Origin of the sequence: Chitinophaga sancti (assembly GCF_034087045.1) — a bacterium.
GTDB lineage: Bacteria > Bacteroidota > Bacteroidia > Chitinophagales > Chitinophagaceae > Chitinophaga > Chitinophaga sancti_B.
Genome location: NZ_CP139247.1, coordinates 4,631,341 through 4,648,143, shown reverse-complemented (window position 1 = coordinate 4,648,143; position 16,803 = coordinate 4,631,341). Strand labels below are relative to the sequence as shown.

The window sequence follows — 16,803 nt, the reverse complement described above, 5'->3', positions numbered from 1 at the left end:
TGCAACATTATTGCAAAACCAACAATAATTAGAGGTGTCTCATGAAACAAAAGACATGGCTGGTAATCAAGATCCTGCTTTTAATGGTTACCAGCCGCACATCAGGACAAGTATGCAATTTTCATATTACTGGAAATATTCTGAACAACAACCAAAAACCCGTTGTTCATGCAAGCATTACGCTCAGTAATGGACAATCAGCTATCACAGATACAAACGGGTACTATAATATCGGTTCAGTCTGTAAAGGGACATATACCATTACCTGTGCTGCAGACTCAGTTATTTTTCTACAGAGGACTGTTTATATCAACAATAACACCACCCTCAATTTCACCTATCACCAGATGGAGGGTGATCTTAAAGAAGTGGTAATCAATGCCATTAAAATTCATGACTTAACTACCCTCAATCTGATTGAGCTTGACAAAAAGCAACTTTTTCAATCCGCTGGTAAAACGCTGGGTGAAAGTCTGAAAAGTATTCCCGGTTTAAATAGTATTCAAACAGGGCCGGGGATTTCCAAACCTGTTATTCATGGTCTCCATAGCAACAGGGTACTCATTCTCAATAATGGTATCAGACAGGAAGGACAGCAATGGGGAAGTGAGCATGCTCCGGAAATAGATCCGTTCATCGCCGCCAACATGACTATTATCGAAGGCGCAGCTAGTCTGAGATATGGTTCGGATGCCATTGCTGGTGTGATTTTATTGGATCCCCCTACGCTAGTTAATGACAGGTTGAAAGGCGAAGCAAACCTTGTGGGCGCATCTAATGGCCGAATGGTGGCCATCTCGGGGTTACTGAATGGTGCTGGGTACAATAAATGGGAAGGGATTCAGTGGCGTGTTCAGGGCACTTTGAAAAGGGCTGGTAATTTTAAAACTGCAACATATTATCTTGGCAATTCAGGAATTGATGAACATGATTATTCAGCGACCATCGGGTATCACAAGGCTAATTTTGGTATGTTTGCTTATTATAGCAGCTATCAAAGCAAAATGGGCATCTTTGACGGCTCTCATGTCGGCAACCTGGATGATCTTTACGCCGCATTTGCCCGCCCAAAACCAATTACCCCCTCCTATTTTTCATATAAAATAAACCGAAGCTATCAGCAGGTAACACATGACCTATTAAAACTAAACAGCTACTACAGGCTTAAAAACAATGGTCGTGCAGAATTAACTTTTGCCCGTCAGTCCGACCTCAGGAATGAATATGACGTTGACCTTCCTTACAGCGATGATCCGGCAGTATTAAACGCGCCACAGGTGAGCTTCAAAATCAAGACCCACACCCTTGACGTGACTTACCATACACCAGAGAAAAAACATTTTTCCGGTTCCTATGGTATAAGCGGAATCACACAGGGCAATGTATTTAAAGGCATCCGGTACCTGATTCCTAACTTCAGGAACTATGAAGGCGGTATATTTGGAATTGAAAAATATACCACAGACAAATGGACATTTGAAGGTGGCCTAAGATACGATTACCGCTGGCTGAGAGTATACAGACGTAATGACAACTCGCTTACTGTCTACACACAAACTCATACATATAATAACTTAACTGGGAGCGCCGGAGCTACCTTCCAGATTACCCCTGATCTTTCTGTCAGTGCAAATACAGGCACCGCCTGGAGAGCTCCCAGTGTAAGTGAATTATACATTAAAGGGATTCATTTAAGTGCAGCATCATACGAGATTGGTGATTCTACCTTGCAGTCGGAACGTTCTATCAATAACAGTGTAAGTTTTAAATACACTGGACAAAAGTTGTTTGTTCAACTCAACCTGTATGACAATGAAATTAATAACTATATCTATGCCAAACCTTCTCTCACTGGTATTACCCTTGTAAGCGGTACTTATCCGGTATTCCAGTACACACAAGCGAATGTCAGACTGAGAGGATTGGATGCAGAAATAAATTACCAGCTATTAGCGCCGCTGGCCATTATTTCAAAAACTGCCATTGTACGGGGGTACAATAAAACTATTCATGACTACCTCATTTTCATGCCTGCTGACAAATTCGATAACACCTTAAAATATCAAATACCCAACCTCAGCAAATTCAAACAGAATTTTATTACCCTACAATATGTTTACACCGCCAGGCAAACAAGGGTGCCACCCAATAGTGATTATGTAACACCACCAGCCGCGTATGGACTGTTCAATTATTCTATGAGCACTCAACTGCCACTTCACAAAAATTTGCTGGACATCAGTTTCTCTGTAGACAATCTTACCAACGTAGCTTACCGGGATTACCTGAACAGGTTCAGGTATTACGCCGACGATTTAGGTATCAGTTTTATACTGCGAACAAAACTTACATTTTAATTAAATCCAAATTCAATAAGTATGAAAAAAATCCTGATCACTGCATCATTGATGGTAGCATTTGCAACCCTCATGAATTCCTGTAAAAAAGATGAAACAGCCGTAGCACCACCTGTTCCCGGAAATGAGTTTCTGACTACTGTTGGCTTAAAAGTAACAAATGCGAATGATGCAACAGACGTTCAATATGCTTATTGGACAGACACTACGCTTATTTCAAATCCTCCTGACAGTATCAATACACCAGTACTGAACCTAAAAGCCGATAATAAATATAATGTTGAGGTATTATTTCAGGACCGTACGACTACTCCTATCGGAGACGTAACTGCAGAAATCAAAGAAAGGGAGAATTACCACCTGATATGCTTTACTTCTTCGCCCAGTCTTAACCTTACTGTAGTACGTACAGATAAGGATACAAACACCCCGGCATTAGAGGTAGGTCTCACTGACCTGTTTACTACCGGCGCTGCTGGAACAGGAGAACTGAATGTACAATTAAGACATCAGCCTAATGTAAAAGATGGTACATGCGAACCTGGTTCAACTGATGCAGATGTAAACTTCACTATTAATATTCAATGATTTCAAAATTTACTTGTAACTATGAAGAAAATAATTTACGGCTTTTCAATATTGAGCCTTTTAAGCATATCCATTTTGTCTGATGCACAGGATAAAAAACCTACTAAAACCGGGGGTAAAAGCTTTATTGCCGTTACAGGCGGGTTATCAACCGTAGGTGGCAATTATGGTAAAGGTGATTATTACAATAGTCAATCCGGCTTTGCAAAAACAGGTTTTAATTTAGGTATTACCGGTGCCTGTTTTTTCAAAAACTCTAACTGGGGAATTGGCGGTCATTTCTTTTACACACATTATGGATTTAACAATTCGCAGGGAATGGCAGAAGGTTATAAAGAAGATTTTGATATAGATAGCTCAACTGTATACATTAAAGGACAAAACCAGAATTTAAATTTTCTGATCGGCCCTTATTATAATTTCTCCTTTGGCAAATTAAGTCTGGATATTCACGCACTGGCTGGATTAACCCATGCCACCCTTCCGGGAAATGAAGTTTACCTGGAAGACGGCATAGGCAATCAACTCATTCAAAAAAAGTCTACTGCCAGTGCATTGGGCCTGGAAGGAGGTTTCAATCTGAAGTATGCTATTACCCAACATTTTGGTGTGTTGATTGGAGCTAACTACAACTATGCTAAACCAAACTTCAATGTAGTCAATGAAAACAGAAATGTAAATGCGGGAAGGAAAATTGATAAATACAACGAAGCAATAGCTGGTATACAAGGTAATATTGGGGTGTTTTACAGCCTTTAATGCCTGATCACGTAATAGAAGAAAAGATCAACTGATGAAAAATACGCTAAAGATCGTCTCGCATAAAAAAAGTAGTTGATCGCATCAATCAGATATAATATACGCAATAAAGCCGGGCAGTCCTGCCGGGCTTTTTTTTATAACATCTTAAAAACGCCACAGTTCCTCTGACAAGCGTACCTTTCCTGCACTCAGCTTACCGCCCATCTGGTATTGAAAAGTAAAGCTATTAACCTTGAATCTGATGCATTTCGATATTCATTTTTCGACCAACTTACTCAATGACTTACTGAACATCCGGTTTGTGTGAAACAAATCCGAAAATGAATCTTTCAAATCCAGTTTTCCCTGCAGAAGTGATTTCTTAAAACCTCCATCCAGTGAAAATTAGGAACAAGTTCTTTAAATACTGTATAACCCAGGTGATGAGTATTGGAAAGTTAACCTGGCAATAATTTGTCCCATGTAAATAGAAATACTGGTGTAAAATAAAGACTGATGACAATTGACTTGCCTGGACTCCACTTATCGGGTAAGACGTATAACTAATATTTGTGGAAGGTTCCATCCTCCATCCCCTGATGAGCTGAATGGGACTTATCAACAACAGATCCCAGCGATTTTTATAAGAAAAGATGGCATTCTGGGTGATTAGTTGTGATGAAACACTATCCATTTTCCCTGCACGCTGTTATTCTTTGTAATAATATTAATCAGGCCTGCATTACCCGCTGCATGTAATAATTATGCTTCAGGCTTATTGATTGTCTGTATGTGGCTTAAATAATCTGATGACTTGCCTTTCAAGAAATTCGATAACTGTTGCCAGCTCAGGTAGGTTATTTTTCTATCAATCATGATATGCCTCCCTTGCATAAGGAATTTCATATCAAACGTTTAATTGTTTTAAAAAACAGGGATAATAGTTCTACTCCATATTAAATCCATTGTTTTGCGGACATTCAATTAATTTATTGCAACTTAGTTGCGAATGCATAAAACAATCAGTACTTTTGCAACATTGTTGCACACAAATAATGCTGTCATGAGAAGAAGAGACTTTTTTAGAAATACTTCCATCACACTGCTCGGTAGTAGCTTATTCCCTATACATAAGTTGCAGGCGAATAATTACCCTCCTAAAACTGCCAGGAATATCATCTTTATGGTGAGCGATGGTATGAGTATAGGTACTCTGAATCTGGCCAGTCTGCTTTTACAACGTAAAGAAGGCAGGCAAAGCAATTGGCTGAGGCTATATGAAGAAGAAAAAGTATCAAGGGCATTAATGGATACCGCCTCTGCCAGCTCACTCATTACAGATTCTGCAGCCGCCAGTTCTGCCTGGGGAGGAGGTGTCAGAGTTAAAAATGGAAAACTGAATGTGAGTGAAGATGGTACCCATCATACCCCCATTTTACAAAAATTCAAAGCTGCCGGTAAAGCTGTTGGTTGTGTGACTACCGTTCCTATTACACATGCTACTCCCGCAGGTTTTAGCGTTACTAATGCAAGCCGGGGCGACATGCATGAGATAGCTGAACAATATCTTCCATTAAAATTTGATGTCATGATGGGTGGCGGACGTGAATATTTTCCGCCAGGTCTCTTAGCACGCTATGAAGCTACTGGGTATACAGTAGTGCAAAACCGTGATCAGATGCTGCAACTTAATAAGACACCTGCATTAGGTATATTCAATGAAAACGGTTTACCATATGCACTCGATCATATACAGGATAACACATTACAGCAAAACATACCCACTCTTGCAGAAATGTCCAAAACCGCAATTGAGTTACTTAACAAAAACAAACAAGGATTTGTCCTGCAAATAGAGGGCGGAAAAGTAGACTGGGCTGCACATGCCAACGATGCCGGTGCGCTTATCTATGATCAGATAGCATTTGACAATGCCATTAAGGCTGCCATTGATTTTGCATCTAAGGATGGAAATACCATGGTCATCATCACTACCGATCATGGCAATTCTAATCCAGGTCTATTCTATGGCGACAATGCCAATCAGCAGTTTGACAAATTGCAACATTATCGGCACACAAATGAATGGATATTAAATGGTGTAAACAAATCCTTTACATCGGCTCAACTAATTGAAAGGATTGAGGCCGCACAAGGAATCGCTATTACAAAAGAAGAAGCCGCATCAATATTGGTACATTACGAACAACTGGACGAGGCTGGACTGTACAACCCCCGCAAACTTCCTTTCAGGCAACTGGCCTCCATACAATCAGGCTATACGTCTATAAGCTGGGGCGCTATGGATCATTCTGCCGACTATGTAGAACTGGCTATTTATGGGCCCGGGCGGGACCTAATTAAACCATTTATTAAAAATACAGATCTGCACTACCTGATGCTGCAGGCTACCGGTATAAAGAACGGCTAAAAAACGGTAAATGCTTATGAATACTGATTACAGGAGCAGATGGGATACCATCGGCATTGCCGCATCCTTTGCATGTGCCATACATTGGGTGTTACTACCTGTTTTGTTTACGACACTAACATTGTTTGGTATCAAGTTCCTTGACAATATATATCTCGAAACTATTACGATCCTGATTTCTATGAGTGCCGGATCATTGGCATTATTTAACGGTTATAAAAAACATCATAATGCAGTATTAATAATATTATTTGTGACGGGGCTTATTCTTATGATTGCAGGGAATCTTGTTCCCTCCGAATATGCTGACATATTGTGCAAGCTGGAAGGCAGCCTTCTGGTAATCATTGCCCATCTTAAAAATGTCAAACAATGCCGGCACAAATAAGAAAATGGTTGCTCATCGGAATGGTCATTTACATCATATTAAACCTGCGTACAGCCTGTGGATGCAGGCCACCCTCTGCTCTAAGGAAAATGTTGTTTACACCGGGATCGGTAAAATTTAAAATAATATACAAAAATGCTTAGTGCCCTTCAGCTGCAATTCGCATATAACACAAAAACGGTATTCAATTACCCTGATATCACCTGTAATAAGGATACTCCCGTCCTTATCACAGGTAAATCGGGAACCGGTAAAACGACACTCCTCCATTTACTCGGCTGTCTACTAAGACCAGCAGGCGGTAAGCTAATAATTGATGGTACGGATACTACCTTATTACGCGATAAAAGACTGGACAAATTCAGAGGCCGGCATATTGGCATTGTTTATCAGTCTTCTCACTTTATGAGGGCATTGAATGTAATGGACAATATCCTGTTACCCAGGTTCTTTACACAAGCTACCACAGATAGCGGCAGAGCAGTTTTGCTGGCAGAAAGGCTACAGATAGACCACCTTCTGCACAAACGGCCTGCAGAACTAAGTAATGGAGAACAGCAGCGGGTATCAATTGCCAGGGCATTAATCAACAATCCGCAACTTTTACTGGCCGATGAACCTACCAGCAGCCTTGACGATGAAAATACCACCCGCGTCGTGCAATTATTAAAGGAACAGGCCGCAATTAGCCAGGCTATGCTCATCGTAGTCTCTCACGATGCAAGATTGAAACTACATTTTTCAAACCAGGTATATCTCGCCGGATGATTACAAAAATCATTTTCAGAAATCTTGTTCAGCATCCGCTGGCTACCCTGCTTAGTTTATTGCTGCTCACGTGTGGCACTGGTATCATCTCTATGTTGCTCGTTACCCAGCATCAGCTGGAAACAAAAATGGATAATGACCTGCAGGATATTGACATGGTGGTAGGAGCCAAAGGCAGTCCTTTGCAACTAGTGCTATCTGCTGTCTACCAGGTCGATGCTCCGGTAGGCAATATTTCACTTAAAGATGCGGATAAACTGTCAAATCTACCCCTCGTAAAACAGGCCATCCCACTGGCATATGGTGACTCCTATCAATCGTTCAGAATAGTAGGTACAGACAGCAATTACCTGAAGAAATACAACTGCCTGTTTCGGGAAGGACACATCTTTACTACTACCATGGAAGCTGTCATTGGCAATGAGGTGGCAGCACATACAGGGTTAAAAACCGGAGAGTGTTTTGTTGGGATGCATGGACTGGGCAATACAGGTCATGCTCATGCTGAATATAAATATAAAGTAACTGGGATCCTGACAGAAAACAATAGTGTGGTAGACAACCTGATCCTGACAAATATCGCTTCCGTCTGGAAAATTCATGAAAACCATGATGACGATGACGACCATGGCGAAAAACAGATTACAGCTTTATTGATAAAATACAGAAGTCCGCTTGCCATGATTTCACTGCCACGCATGGTAAATGAAACAACGCCCATGCAAGCAGCTATTCCACAGCTGGAAATAAAACGTTTGTTTACACTTATGGGCATTGGTATTAAAACATTACAAATCACCGCACTTGCGATTGTATTGCTATCCGGTATCAGTGTTTTTATTGCCCTTTATTCCAGGTTGAAAGAACGTAAATACGAACTTGCCCTTGCCCGGGCTATGGGTAGCAGTCGTTGGCTTATTAGCTGGCTCCTATTGTGTGAGGGACTAATTATGGTTATTATCGGATTTGTCACAGGCATTATACTAAGCCGTTTCAGCTTATGGATGCTAAATAAATATGCCGGGCCAAAATACCATATTAATGTATTTACAACAACGCTATTACCTGAAGAATGGTACCTACTGCTGGCAACTATCCTACTGGGAATTGTAGCGGCTGCATTACCAGCAGTAAAAGCATTTCAACTGAACATTTCAAAAACCCTTTCCCATGAATAAAATGTTGCTGACAATACTGCTTACCATCCATTCAGTTGCAGAGCAGGGAAAGCCCCTAAAGGCAAGCTGGTTCACCCTGCTTCATATTAAATATGAAGAGAGATATCTGAATGACATAAAAGGGTATATGCTTTTTCCAAAATTTCCCCAGAATGTAAAAAATCTGGATGGGAAACTGGTGGAAATCACAGGCTTTGTCATACCGGTAGATAAAACCGGGGCATCACTTGCACTATCTGCCAACCCATATGCCAGCTGTTACTTCTGTGGCGGAGGCAGCCCCGCATCTATCATTACCGTAAAACTAAAAAAAAGGAATACCGGTTATGACATAGATGACTACAAAAAATTTAGAGGCAAGCTGAGATTGAATGCCACTGACATCAATGAATTTTATTACGTTTTAGAATTATCAGAGGAGGTGAATTAAATTATGAAACAAATACAACCTAAACCGGTCACAATTATCACAGGATTTTTAGGTGCCGGGAAGACCACCTTTCTAAATGAATTGCTCATAGCTGAGAAAAGAGGTAAATACGCTATCATTGAAAACGAATTCGGAAAGGAATCTATAGATGGAGAACTTGTGATGGAGATATCAGATAATATCTTCGAGATGAGCAGCGGCTGCCTATGCTGTAATCTGAATGAAGATCTTGTGACTCTCTTAATTGATCTTTCTAAAAAAGCCGCCGCTTTTGAAGAACTGATCATTGAGACCACAGGAATAGCCGATCCCTCTTCTGTCGCCCTACCATTTCTCATTGATCCCATCGTAACTCGTTACTACCAGTTGCAACGGGTGATCTGCCTGGTAGACGCAAGAAATATTTCATACGAACTGGCTACTACCGAAGAAGCCCGGAAACAAATCAGCTTCAGTGATATCCTGCTTATTTCAAAAACAGACCTGGTGTCAGACGAAGAACTGGCAGGTATACATAACTTACTAAAGGAAATAAATCCATTTGCAATCATATTATCCGGAACAAAAGATCATTTTCCTCACAAGGAAATGATGGATTATATCAGGAAACAAAATGAACATTATAACGGGCAGGAAACCAAGACAGAAAAACATCACCATAGTTTATCCTCACTTACATTGACTTTTGACAAGCCTTTTGACATTCCTAAACTACAGCATACAATGATGGTATTCATGGCAGTACAGGCCAAAGATATTTATCGTGTAAAAGGCATTGTTTACGGGTTTGGCGAAAATGAAAAATATATCTTACAGTCGGTGGCAGAGTACCTGTCCATGGCCCCCGGTAATCAATGGCAGGATGGAGAAATAAGAAGAAGTAAAATAGTATTTATCGGGAAAAATCTTAAAATGAAAGGATTTGAACAATTGCTGTCTCACGCCCTCTACTAGCAACAGTTCTGACAAAGGCCCTTCACACTATAAAATACCTGTCTTACGATATTTCCATCCTGTATGGTATATGGAATCAGCACACCAGCATCAGAAACTGTAATAGTCCTGCATTTTTCGCACTGAAAATGCAGGATACTACTATTATGCAAAGCGATATAATATTGCAGACTTCTGCCACACAAAGGAGAAATACAAAGTACCTTCCGCTCTACAAACAGCTGCAAAGTACGGTAAATAATAGACCGGCTCATTTTATATTTCAATGAGCAGTTTATTTCCTTATTCGTCATGGAATATCCATTCCTCAGGATAATTTCGAGGATTGCCTTTCTTGTTGGCGTAACCTTTAAACCACCATCCGACAGGAGCATTTCAGCTAAAGTCGTATTTTTATGCCTCACCATAATTGCATCAAAGATGCAATTTACTGTTTTTTTTAATACGCTGTTCTTTGAATATCAAAATCGGGCCCGAAGGTGTCTTTAATAAATTGGAGTGGATGAATCTTTCTCTCATGAGCTATTTCAATTCAATCTATAACTAATCTGTTTAAATCAGACAACTTTCTGTTTAACGTATGGAAGGCCGTATCCCCCGGTTACCAGAATTTTCATCAGTCATATATTTTACATCCCCTTACCATTTGACAGGTCGTTGTTTCGAATGGTCGTTTTACTCTTTTTAATATTACCCGTCATCTTACCAAAATTGTAATTTACGGTCAACATTACAAGCCGGTAATAAACCCTGTTGTTGGATGTCTGATAAAAATTAGTGCCGGTAGTATATGTACGGCTGTCTCGATATTTATTAAATGGATTATTGATACCAGCATCAACTGTCAACTTACCATTCAATAAATCCTTGCTCAATCCAAATGAGGTAGCCAACAATCCATTAGATGTCCCCTGGAACCCGGTAGGATTTTTACTGAGCAGATTCCCATCTGCCCTTGCACGCCATCCATGCGTGAAACTATAAGACAAAGAAAGGTTAACTGCATAAGTTAGCAGTTCATTCTTTATGATGGTACCATTCTCGAGACCATCAATCCAAAAATAAATAACACTCCCATTTACATTCGTACTAAAATGCCCGGTAACATTGTAAGCCGCATATACAAATGCACTCAACCCTTTTATATTACCGGTATTTGCAAAAGTACTGGTGGTAATATTTGTCAATGAATCATAGGTAGTGATTGGGAGATCAACTTTACAAAGCCAGGTGTAATCTGCCACGCCTGTAAAGTTAATCTTCCCGGGGATGTTGTAACCCGCAGACACGGAATTGACTATAACTGGTTTTAACCCTGGATTGCCGGTAAAAACAAAACCAGGGTCCTGACGATCCACAAATGGATTTAGCCGGTTTATACCCGGACGTTTCATTCGCTGGGTAAAGCCGATATTCAGACTGTGGTTATTTTTAAATCCCTTATTAATACTTACACTCGGAAAGAAGTTGACATAATCCTGCTTTACCTTTTTTGTCTCCCCAAGGAAATTCGCAGCGATGCTCGTTTTCTCCATTCTAAGTCCTCCCTGGAAGTTCCAGCTCTTCAAATTATAAATGTAAGAATTGTAAGCTGCAAGTACCGTCTGATTGTAGTTGAACAGGTCTGACAGATCTGATTGCAACTCAAATCCCTTGCTGGAATCATCATACGCATAGTATTTATATTCGCTTTTATTATCCCTGAAAATCCCTTTCACACCCGCTTCTATTGTTAGGTTGTTCTTTGGATATTCATAATCGACCTGTGCCGTATGCTCCCTTGTCTGCTGATCATTCTTCTGCATATAATCAGCCATATTGAAGTTAAGCGTGTCACTTATATCTCCGCTATTTTCCATATAACCATTGGAGGTACTGTACTTGTAAGAAAAGGTCAACCTACGGCCGCTGTTTTTTCTACCAGTAATCTGGTAGTCAATACCAGCATCCATCCCATTACTGGAATTATTTACAGAATTGGCCAGGTTATATTCCTGTGAAGGAGTGCCTCCAGTCGTTTGTCTTGATTCAAAATACTTATTATTCTCCTGGTGATTATCATTGCTATTAAATTTACCAGTTACCAATTTCAAACTATCAATCTCGTAGCTCAATTCAACGCCTACGTAACCAGTCCGGCCATTCCCCTTTTCTTTGCTGCTTTGTGTCAGAATCTTAGGCGTTTCTTCCAGTGTAGTTCTTGCTGTTACATTATCTGTTGTAGGGTTATTAAAAAAGTTGCCACCCATAAATGTTGAAAAGCCAAATTGATTCTTCTTCAGGGTAAACGATCCACCAGCACCAGGCCCCCCTACAGGTCCATTTTCTGAAATACTGATTGTTCCCTTGTATTCATCTTTCACTTTAGGTATAGTAACGATATTAATTATACCACCGGCACCCTCCGCATCAAAACGTGCCGGAGGGATTGTATATACATCGATACGTGCAATGGAAGAAGCAGGCATCGTCTTCAATATATTCTTCAGATCATGCTCAAACATACCTGAAGACTTTCCATTGATCAATACCTTGAAATCAGCATTACCTTTCAACGTGATATTTTCATTCGCATCCAGCGAGAGATAAGGGATCTTCCTTACCATCATTAGCACGTTGCTGGATTTACTGTCAGGATCCGCCTGCATATCGTAGGAGATCATGCCCGCTTTTTGTTTTACAATCGGCTTGCCTGCTACGATACCCACTTCTTTTAACTGCACATGCTGGGGTTCCAAATAAACAGTATCCATCACGACCTCTGGCACGCTGCTATCTTTAAACTGGAAGTCAACAGACTTCGCCTGGTAGTTCATGGCAGAGAATGTAACCACATAATTACCAGTTTTATTTATCCCTTTAACCAGGAATTTTCCATCAGGCCCGGATACCCCTACTTTTACCACTGTGCCATCTGCCTCCCTTATTCTTATAGCAACAAATGCAGCCCCGGCGTGATTATTCGCATCCAAGACTATTCCCTTTACACTACCCTGCCCTGGCGCATTCTGCGCATTCATTGTTGCACATGGAAGTAATAAAAAAATTAACAACACAATCTGATGAACTGATTTTTGATTCATATGGGCAAAAAATAAGGGTCCGGGTCAGGCAATGACCCGCACAACTGTTTTTAAAAAAACAGGTCTACAATAAAATTATCATGGACAGGCTAAAAACCTGGAAAGAGTCAGGGTTTTCGCAAAAGGTGGAATGTGAAAAATATTAAGATTACTTCTTAGTGCTGGTAATTAGATGGTAAATCACTAAACTGATACCACTAAATAAAAATATCATTGAAATATAACTGGTGTTTCTCTCCACACCATTCATCTTCAAAATTGCACCGGCCACTGTACCTATTGCTATCCCAATTGCCATCATACCGTATTTCAGGGGTTGTTCCTCCTTTTGAAAAGATTTCGGATCTACTCCCCTTTCCAACATAGTAATACGTTCCCGGTGGCGGGAAACAAAGTATATGTAAGCTATTCCGAATATTGCGGCAAAGGCTGCTATAGAAACGAGGCAATCTCTTGTAATTTCGTCCATATTTTACTAGTTTTACTTCGCAAGTAAGAGTCGATTCAGTGAATATGAGTTACAAGATTTAAAGGTTTTTTTTAAAATCCTTCATCTCCCCTACCACAATCATTTGATATTCTATTGTTTACACCAAAAATAAACTTAAAAATATTTTAAGGACATTTTTTGTAACCACTGATGGGAAACTACGCTCTTATAAGAAAACCGCTATATCTGCATGACTCATATAGAAGAGCAGGAATATATCCGGAGAATACAAGATGGCGATTCTAAGGCATATGCTTTTCTCGTAGATAAGTATAAAAATATGGCTTATACCATTTCTCTAAAAATGATCCAGGATCCTGCCGGGGCAGAAGATGCCGCCCAGGAAAGCTTCATAAAAGCTTATGAAGCCATCAGATCATTCAAGGGAGGTGCCAAATTCTCCACCTGGCTTTATACAATTGTATATAGAACCTGTTTAGCCCACATCAAACAAAGAAAAGCAATCCCGGTTAGTAAACAGTCTCCTGATGAATATTACAACCGGTTTGATGATCAGCCGCATAAACTGGAAAAAATGCAACAGGAGGAAAAATCAAAATACATAACCAGGGCAATTAATGAACTTCCAGCTAATGAAGCGATACTGATCACACTGTATTATATGAACGAAAACTCCATCAAAGAGATTAACGAAATTACCGGACAGTCAACAGCCAATATCAAAGTACAGTTATTCCGTGCCAGGAAAAAACTAGAACAAAAATTATCCGGTTTAATTTAATCTACGCTTTATGAACAAAGAAGAACAGTTAAAACGACTCATACAATCCATCGGGCCTGATCAACCAGGTGCTGATTTTACAATAAAGGTAACGAAGGGTATTCAGGAGCTGGCCGCAGATACAGATCCTCTCCTCCACCTGCTTCATAACCTTCCAACGGAGAAAGTTACCATGCGTTTTACAGAAAAAACAATGGATAGTCTTCTTCCAAAGAAAATACAACCCATTATCAGCAAAAAAATCTGGTGGGCCATCGCCGCATGCCTCATTGGTGTAATCTTATTCGCTATCATCCAGGATAGATCCAATCACGACCCTATTAAAAAAACCAGCCACATCAGCGAAACATATGTCACGTTGTTCAATAACATACAAAGTGAATACTTTATTCTTTTACCCATACTTTTCGCCATCTATCTGTTCCTGGTCATCGACTTCCTGATAGGCCGTTCCAGGAACAGATTATTTCACCCCGGCAACCGACAGGCTGGCGGATGATGAATTTGCAGGATGGAATGCTGCGGGAATAAACCTGTCTGTAAGGTGGTTATATAATAAATTAGCAACCAGAGTATAGCCGGAGTCATTCGGGGGATTGTCCAGGGGATGCATATACTGCTGAAATCAATAAATACAAATAAAAAAGGACCGCACTAGTGCGGTCCTTTAACCAGAGGTATCGAGCGGATTCGAACCGCTGTAGGAGCTTTTGCAGAGCTCAGCCTAGCCGCTCGGCCACGATACCATTTTTTTTCGCCCATCAAATATTGGGATTGCAAAAGTAGTAAATTCCTGATATTTGCCAAATATTTTTCAAACTTAATATATTTTTTTCATGGAAAATAATAGAATTGCCGAATCAGAACTGATCCTCAATAGCCGTGGAGCCGTGTATCATCTGGACGTAAGACCAGAGGAATTAGCCGATACCATCATCACCGTGGGCGACCCGGACAGGGTCGAAGTCGTAAGCAAACACTTTGACAAAGTAGAGGTGAGCCGTCAACATCGGGAGTTTGTTACCCATACCGGTTATATCGGTAAAAAAAGAATTTCTGTGGTATCTACAGGTATCGGTACCGATAATATCGATATCGTACTGAATGAACTGGATGCCCTCGTAAATATAGATTTTGCTTCCAGAACGGTAAAAAGTGAGCTGACCGCCCTCAAAGTGATCCGGTTAGGTACCTCCGGGTCCCTGCAGGCAAGTGTGCCCGTGGATAGCTTTGTGGTATCTTCTCATGGGCTGGGTTTGGATAACCTCCTGCCCTGGTACCTGTTTGAGAATACTGCCGCGGAAAAGGCCCTTTTAGCCGCTTTTGGCAAACAAGTGGCCATATTGCCCGGAAGCGCCAATCCAACGCTTTTTAGCGCTTCTGAGGCCCTTGCATCTCAATTCAAAGATGGGTACCATGCCGGGATCACGATTACCTGCCCGGGATTTTATGCGCCACAGGGTCGTGCGTTAAGAGGTAAACTCTCCCACCCTGACCTGCTGGACCAGCTGACAGCCTTTAAAGAAGGACAATATTTCATTTCTAACTTCGAAATGGAAACATCCGGCATTTATGGAATGGGTAGAATCTTAGGACATGATTGCCTGTCTATCAGTGCAATCGTGGCCAACAGGGTGAAGAAAGAGTTTTCTAAAGATGGCGGTGCTGCTGTGGAAACGTTGATCCAAAAATCTTTGGGTATCATCGAAAAGTTATAAAAGACCTGTACCCAGGGGCAAACAATCCCTGGGTACAATTCAAACCCAATTCAAACCCAATTAAAATTCAATTCAAACCCTAAGTACAATCCATATCATCACTCCAACTTCATCATTTTTGCATTTATAAAGTTATTACCTGGGTACTTAGAGCAACTGGAATCAGCAATAGGGAAATAATCAATCGAAATATCCTCCCTTTACAATTGAGCCAAACCAATTTTTTCTATATAAACTTCCTGTTGCCTGATATCTCTGCCTGAAGCAATGCAACATTGATATTCGTCATGTATGGTAATTTTCTTCAGGTAGAATTTCTTATTCTCAATAATGGTTTGATCGTGCAATACCTCAAAGGATTGTAATGGAATGAACAATCCCTTGCCATGCGCTTTGATGACCGCTTCTTTTTCCACCCAATATGTAAAAAAACTACTGATCTTATCTTCCGAATGATGTATTCTGTCAAATTCGCCTTGCGTCATCTGTGACCTGAAATCTTTGTAATTTGTTGCAGGATCTAAATATTCTACATCAATACCCATAGGAAATTTATCAATACAACAAATTACCAGCCTACCAGCATGAGATATATTAAAACAGGTATCCTCATTTACCAAAAACGGCTTATGATTCGAAGTACGATCAATTTCAAATTCATGCAGATCGAAATAATGTTTCAATCCATATGTCAAAAGTACCCGTCCCAGCAAAGATAGCTGCGCATCCTGCCATCTCCTGTATTTCTGTATCCTTGTATTCAACTCTTCATTGAACCTTCCGGCATACTTATCTAATAAATAGGAGTGCCTTTCCTCCTCTATGAAAGCATATAAAACTACCATCAGAAATCGAAATCAATATCTACAGAATTTTTACCTGCAACTCAATAGCTGTCGATACATCAGCTTCTTTAATTGCTTATACTCCCAGTC

Annotated in this window: 16 protein-coding genes and 1 tRNA gene; 12 read left to right on the top strand and 5 right to left on the bottom strand. The window is 40.4% G+C overall.

Annotated elements, in window-relative coordinates; all coding sequences use genetic code 11:
- The first annotated feature begins 41 nt into the window (after nt 1-41).
- The 9 genes from SIO70_RS18940 (at nt 42) to SIO70_RS18900 (ending at nt 9,835) form a co-directional block, all read left to right on the top strand.
- Nucleotides 42-2,357: a TonB-dependent receptor gene (locus tag SIO70_RS18940; protein ID WP_320573279.1), complete on the top strand. Its 2,316-nt coding sequence runs from the start codon at nt 42-44 to the stop codon at nt 2,355-2,357.
- Between the two features lie 21 nt (nt 2,358-2,378).
- A complete protein-coding gene (locus tag SIO70_RS18935) occupies nt 2,379-2,945 on the top strand; it encodes a hypothetical protein (RefSeq protein ID WP_320573278.1) in 567 nt (188 codons plus the stop codon).
- Between the two features lie 21 nt (nt 2,946-2,966).
- Complete coding sequence (locus tag SIO70_RS18930) at nt 2,967-3,704, top strand: hypothetical protein (RefSeq protein WP_320573276.1); 738 nt, start codon at nt 2,967-2,969, stop codon at nt 3,702-3,704.
- 1,045 nt (nt 3,705-4,749) lie between these two features.
- On the top strand, nt 4,750-6,117 hold the full coding sequence (locus SIO70_RS18925) for an alkaline phosphatase (RefSeq protein WP_320573275.1): 1,368 nt from the start codon (nt 4,750-4,752) through the stop codon (nt 6,115-6,117).
- A gap of 10 nt (nt 6,118-6,127) precedes the next feature.
- Entirely contained in the window at nt 6,128-6,505 is a 378-nt protein-coding gene (locus tag SIO70_RS18920; protein ID WP_320573273.1) for a MerC domain-containing protein, read from the top strand.
- Between the two features lie 135 nt (nt 6,506-6,640).
- Nucleotides 6,641-7,273 (top strand): ATP-binding cassette domain-containing protein, encoded by a 633-nt coding sequence (locus tag SIO70_RS18915; RefSeq protein WP_320573272.1) that lies wholly within the window; start codon nt 6,641-6,643, stop codon nt 7,271-7,273.
- Entirely contained in the window at nt 7,270-8,451 is a 1,182-nt protein-coding gene (locus tag SIO70_RS18910; protein ID WP_320573270.1) for an ABC transporter permease, read from the top strand. The genes SIO70_RS18915 and SIO70_RS18910 overlap by 4 nt, the downstream gene beginning before the upstream one ends.
- Nucleotides 8,444-8,881 carry a hypothetical protein gene (locus SIO70_RS18905; RefSeq protein ID WP_320573268.1) on the top strand — a complete coding sequence of 146 codons (438 nt, stop codon included), beginning with the start codon at nt 8,444-8,446 and terminating at the stop codon, nt 8,879-8,881. Before SIO70_RS18910 ends, SIO70_RS18905 begins: the two co-directional genes overlap by 8 nt.
- Before the next feature lie 3 nt (nt 8,882-8,884).
- Nucleotides 8,885-9,835, top strand: a complete 951-nt coding sequence (locus tag SIO70_RS18900) for a GTP-binding protein (RefSeq protein ID WP_320573266.1) — start codon at nt 8,885-8,887, stop codon at nt 9,833-9,835.
- Here SIO70_RS18900 and SIO70_RS18895 read toward each other — a convergent pair.
- The 3 genes from SIO70_RS18895 to SIO70_RS18885 form a co-directional block, all read right to left on the bottom strand.
- Complete coding sequence (locus SIO70_RS18895; RefSeq protein ID WP_320573265.1) at nt 9,832-10,242, bottom strand: Fur family transcriptional regulator; 411 nt, start codon at nt 10,240-10,242, stop codon at nt 9,832-9,834. The two genes, SIO70_RS18900 and SIO70_RS18895, sit on opposite strands and share 4 nt — an antisense overlap.
- A gap of 222 nt (nt 10,243-10,464) precedes the next feature.
- Nucleotides 10,465-12,855 (bottom strand): outer membrane beta-barrel family protein, encoded by a 2,391-nt coding sequence (locus tag SIO70_RS18890; RefSeq protein WP_320573263.1) that lies wholly within the window; start codon nt 12,853-12,855, stop codon nt 10,465-10,467.
- 211 nt (nt 12,856-13,066) lie between these two features.
- Nucleotides 13,067-13,387: a DUF6249 domain-containing protein gene (locus tag SIO70_RS18885; protein WP_320573256.1), complete on the bottom strand. Its 321-nt coding sequence runs from the start codon at nt 13,385-13,387 to the stop codon at nt 13,067-13,069.
- A 211-nt stretch (nt 13,388-13,598) separates the two neighbouring features.
- Between SIO70_RS18885 and SIO70_RS18880 the strand changes: the two genes are divergently transcribed.
- Nucleotides 13,599-14,150 carry an RNA polymerase sigma factor gene (locus SIO70_RS18880; protein WP_320573251.1) on the top strand — a complete coding sequence of 184 codons (552 nt, stop codon included), beginning with the start codon at nt 13,599-13,601 and terminating at the stop codon, nt 14,148-14,150.
- Between the two features lie 10 nt (nt 14,151-14,160).
- Entirely contained in the window at nt 14,161-14,649 is a 489-nt protein-coding gene (locus SIO70_RS18875) for a hypothetical protein (protein WP_320573249.1), read from the top strand.
- Between the two features lie 176 nt (nt 14,650-14,825).
- On the opposite strand, the gene SIO70_RS18870 is transcribed toward SIO70_RS18875, so the two are convergent.
- Nucleotides 14,826-14,896: transfer RNA gene (locus SIO70_RS18870), tRNA-Cys, on the bottom strand.
- A gap of 90 nt (nt 14,897-14,986) precedes the next feature.
- Between SIO70_RS18870 and SIO70_RS18865 the strand changes: the two genes are divergently transcribed.
- Nucleotides 14,987-15,868 carry a nucleoside phosphorylase gene (locus tag SIO70_RS18865; protein ID WP_320573247.1) on the top strand — a complete coding sequence of 294 codons (882 nt, stop codon included), beginning with the start codon at nt 14,987-14,989 and terminating at the stop codon, nt 15,866-15,868.
- Nucleotides 15,869-16,068: 200 nt separating this feature from the next.
- On the opposite strand, the gene SIO70_RS18860 is transcribed toward SIO70_RS18865, so the two are convergent.
- On the bottom strand, nt 16,069-16,713 hold the full coding sequence (locus tag SIO70_RS18860) for a 4'-phosphopantetheinyl transferase family protein (protein WP_320573246.1): 645 nt from the start codon (nt 16,711-16,713) through the stop codon (nt 16,069-16,071).
- Between the last annotated feature and the right edge of the window lie 90 nt (nt 16,714-16,803).

What these genes read in the sequence shown, in the direction of transcription:
- SIO70_RS18880 (WP_320573251.1), top strand. Translation starts at nt 13,599, where the DNA reads ATGACTCATATAGAAGAGCAGGAATATATCCGGAGAATACAAGATGGC.
- SIO70_RS18900 (WP_320573266.1), top strand. Translation starts at nt 8,885, where the DNA reads ATGAAACAAATACAACCTAAACCGGTCACAATTATCACAGGATTTTTA.
- SIO70_RS18935 (WP_320573278.1), top strand. Translation starts at nt 2,379, where the DNA reads ATGAAAAAAATCCTGATCACTGCATCATTGATGGTAGCATTTGCAACC.
- SIO70_RS18910 (WP_320573270.1), top strand. Translation starts at nt 7,270, where the DNA reads ATGATTACAAAAATCATTTTCAGAAATCTTGTTCAGCATCCGCTGGCT.
- SIO70_RS18895 (WP_320573265.1), bottom strand. Translation starts at nt 10,242, where the DNA reads ATGGTGAGGCATAAAAATACGACTTTAGCTGAAATGCTCCTGTCGGAT.
- SIO70_RS18920 (WP_320573273.1), top strand. Translation starts at nt 6,128, where the DNA reads ATGCTTATGAATACTGATTACAGGAGCAGATGGGATACCATCGGCATT.
- SIO70_RS18940 (WP_320573279.1), top strand. Translation starts at nt 42, where the DNA reads ATGAAACAAAAGACATGGCTGGTAATCAAGATCCTGCTTTTAATGGTT.
- SIO70_RS18860 (WP_320573246.1), bottom strand. Translation starts at nt 16,713, where the DNA reads ATGGTAGTTTTATATGCTTTCATAGAGGAGGAAAGGCACTCCTATTTA.
- SIO70_RS18915 (WP_320573272.1), top strand. Translation starts at nt 6,641, where the DNA reads ATGCTTAGTGCCCTTCAGCTGCAATTCGCATATAACACAAAAACGGTA.
- SIO70_RS18905 (WP_320573268.1), top strand. Translation starts at nt 8,444, where the DNA reads ATGAATAAAATGTTGCTGACAATACTGCTTACCATCCATTCAGTTGCA.
- SIO70_RS18925 (WP_320573275.1), top strand. Translation starts at nt 4,750, where the DNA reads ATGAGAAGAAGAGACTTTTTTAGAAATACTTCCATCACACTGCTCGGT.
- SIO70_RS18890 (WP_320573263.1), bottom strand. Translation starts at nt 12,855, where the DNA reads ATGAATGCGCAGAATGCGCCAGGGCAGGGTAGTGTAAAGGGAATAGTC.
- SIO70_RS18875 (WP_320573249.1), top strand. Translation starts at nt 14,161, where the DNA reads ATGAACAAAGAAGAACAGTTAAAACGACTCATACAATCCATCGGGCCT.
- SIO70_RS18930 (WP_320573276.1), top strand. Translation starts at nt 2,967, where the DNA reads ATGAAGAAAATAATTTACGGCTTTTCAATATTGAGCCTTTTAAGCATA.
- SIO70_RS18885 (WP_320573256.1), bottom strand. Translation starts at nt 13,387, where the DNA reads ATGGACGAAATTACAAGAGATTGCCTCGTTTCTATAGCAGCCTTTGCC.
- SIO70_RS18865 (WP_320573247.1), top strand. Translation starts at nt 14,987, where the DNA reads ATGGAAAATAATAGAATTGCCGAATCAGAACTGATCCTCAATAGCCGT.